Origin of the sequence: Bacteroides sp. GD17, assembly GCF_038448625.1 — a bacterium.
Lineage (GTDB): Bacteria > Bacteroidota > Bacteroidia > Bacteroidales > Bacteroidaceae > Bacteroides.
The window spans coordinates 1-3,133 of record NZ_JBCEZS010000043.1; the positions used below are offsets into that span (position 1 = coordinate 1).

The 3,133-nt window shown below is 34.0% G+C and carries 1 protein-coding gene; it reads right to left on the reverse strand.

From position 1 onward, the window contains the following. Positions 1 to 955: 955 nt before the first annotated feature. Positions 956 to 1,540: a hypothetical protein gene (locus AAE250_RS23395; RefSeq protein WP_342289492.1), complete on the reverse strand. Its 585-nt coding sequence runs from the start codon at positions 1,538 to 1,540 to the stop codon at positions 956 to 958. Between the last annotated feature and the right edge of the window lie 1,593 nt (positions 1,541 to 3,133).

Sequence of the window (3,133 nt, forward strand, 5' to 3'; positions counted from 1 at the left end):
TGCGAAAGGGAGGCAAAAGAAAAAGGAAAAAGTTCTTGGCACCGTTCTCAATGGAAGGCTGCCGTGGCAGGCTTCGTTTGAAAAGCGGGTGCAAAGGTAAGAACTTTAAGGTATATCTTCCAAATGTTTCGGAAGTTTTTTTTCTTTTTTCTTTTCTCAGGAGATGATTTGATAGAAATCATACGCAAAAGAGAAGAATTAGCAAAGGTTCTTACACCGTTTTCTGTCAGAATGTCAAAGTATCGCTGCCTTCGTTCCCGAAAGCGGATGCAAAAGTAGGGCTTTTAGCAATACACGCCAAATATATCTATCATTTTTTTATTACTTTTCATGAACTTTTTTATAACTCGCTGATTGATAAGCATGTTGTAGAACATAATTTTGCGAAGATAATGTATAAGGAAACGGAAGGCATACATTATANGAACTTTTTTATAACTCGCTGATTGATAAGCATGTTGTAGAACATAATTTTGCGAAGATAATGTATAAGGAAACGGAAGGCATACATTATACATATACGTGCGCGCATGGGGACAAGCAAATATCAGGAACGGATGTAGACCACGGAACGGCCGGCACCACGACGGCGAATGAAACCGGATGAGACGAATTTTAAAACCGCAAAACGTTCTGTGATACTTTATCAAATCACTTTGTAAACCCTTTAAAGTTATGAATTGCAAGATTTTATTATTTTTCTGTGTCTTTTAAACAGCTCTCAAAAAGCGTTTAAAACTTCTCAAATCATCCATAATTTATATCTTTGTATAAACCTTAGCGTATGTCTGCACTAAAAATTGTCCAGGAGTTCTTTTCAGCATAACATCACCATGTTAGTAATCATATTGGAAATTACTATCCTTTACTTTGGAATACTTGCAAGTTCTATTTTAGTGTACTATTTTATATGCTAAAGACTATCTACATATCTTCATTAAATTCAACTACATTTTTACTCTATTGGATAAACCGTTCCATCACTTCTTTTTGCTACATTTTGCCCATTGCTTAAAGTTACATAAGAATCAGATCCAGTCTTCGTTTCCGTTCCTGCATTAACAGCTCTTACTAACGCATCATAACTGTCTATATCGCTTTTGAATACTGTATGTGTCCCATTTTTAATTATCCAATCTGCTGTTATCCCTTTGGTATTCTGCTCATATAATGCTTTTGCTCTATCCTTTTTTACTTTAAAGCTGTTAGTACCACTTGTGCATTCGTAATTGCCTTTTTTCCAATGCTCCTCAACCATTGCAGGAATGTGCCCTCCAACTAATTTTTTATTTTTATTTATCTCCCCCTTCATATGTCCTTCTAATTTGCCCTTATCTAATGCTTTTATTATATTTTCTTTTGCAGTTCTTTGAATACAAATTTTTTGTCCAACTGTAGAGGTTGAAAAGTCATTTATATTATTACATAAAGCAGATTGCAATACTGCTTCTGGCCTATTATCCGCAATGCTACTGTTTTTATTTCCCTGCTTATATTGGATTGTTCTACAAGGGTAATATTGTTGAATTTCCGACTTCATTATATATTATTATTTAGTATATTAATTATGCGAAATTATAAATATCAAAAGCAACTCAGTCTTATTCTAAAGTACCCCAAATATATAAAATATTTCATAAGAAAGAAATAAATGCGGAGAAATTTTATTTTTCCGCATTTATTTAACCTCTAAAAAATCTATCAGCAAACCATTATGGCGCTCGCTTATTGTTAGCTTAAACAGCCTCTTTTGAGTGACTGAATGCACATCTATATATCTTGCTATGGCACATATGACCCAAGCTTTGCTAGTTCATCCTGTCAAACTTCAACCGGAATATTTCACTGTGCAAATCTAAAGGATTGAGCCGATAATGCGAATTCTTTTTTCTATGCAGTGAATATAGCGCAGCCTTTTAAATCCGCTTCATCCGCGTCTAAAAAATAATCCGCATTATCGCGTCTGAAGAATTAACTCCGCGTTCGTCTGCTCAGTCTGCGTCGTTCGCGTATTCGTCTCAGATAAATGAAATGCCAGCTAGTAGTAGTTCAAAACACCAGGTTTTGCGACTGATCCAGAATTCGCTATATATTAAATGTTTATAGAAAGACTGCGAAAGACTAACTGAAAACATGGGAAGAACTGCCCCCGGAAGCAGCAAAAACTAGATACAAAGTTACTAAATACTATTCTTACTACAGCTATATAAGTTTCTTACAACAGCTGTTGTAAGAAAACAACGTTAGTATTGTAAGAAAACTACATGGATATAGTAAGATTAATAAGTAGTAACTACAGTCCTAATCGTTGGTAAGTTTGGAGTTAGTTCTTAGGCTATGGACATATTAACAATCAACTCATCAAGAGTTAATGGCTTGATACATCTATTAAACCATGTTATAAATACCCCGGTTTCGTATCAAAAATTTGGAGATCGGAGAAAAGCACGTATCTTTGCAATGTGTTTTTCATAGTATTAGATTTAAGGTTAACAAAAGATTGGCTGTCTGGGATAGATAGCCTTTTTTTATGCCCTTTTTTGAACTTTCCTGTTATAATCAGCATATCTCCCGATAATTTACAGTAAATGGTATATTCTGCTAAACTAAACCTTTAGCGGGCTAACCTGTTTATCATAATATCTCAAGAGAATTATATCCATAAGAAAGCAATAACAATAATTCACTTTATACAACTTTTTGGTGTTTTCCGAATATATTTTTCCGCAAAAAGTTGTATTTTATAATCTAAATTATTAAATTTGTACCATACAAATCGATATGAAAAGGACGTAATATTAACAAATCAGTTCTGCATCAAAACGAATTTGTAAGAGAATTAGTATGGATTTTTAAGATGCAACATTTAATTTATGGTAAACAAAATGAGAAATCAATTTATGACTAAAATGAATGCAATAGCTTTCACATTCTTTGTGGGATGCTGTGCGTTGACGGGATGTACCGATAAAGATGTGTACAACCCAGAAAATGGAAGAACGGAATTAAAACCGGAGAGTGAATACGGATCAACGTAAAACCCTGAGGGATTTTCCTATTATGCATATAACTTAGTTAATCTGTACAAGAAGAATGCTTTATCCTTTACGCCCCTGAACAGTGCTCTAAAAGC

Excerpts from the sequence above, each read along its gene's own strand:
- AAE250_RS23395 (WP_342289492.1), bottom strand. The coding sequence starts at position 1,540 with ATGAAGTCGGAAATTCAACAATATTACCCTTGTAGAACAATCCAATAT.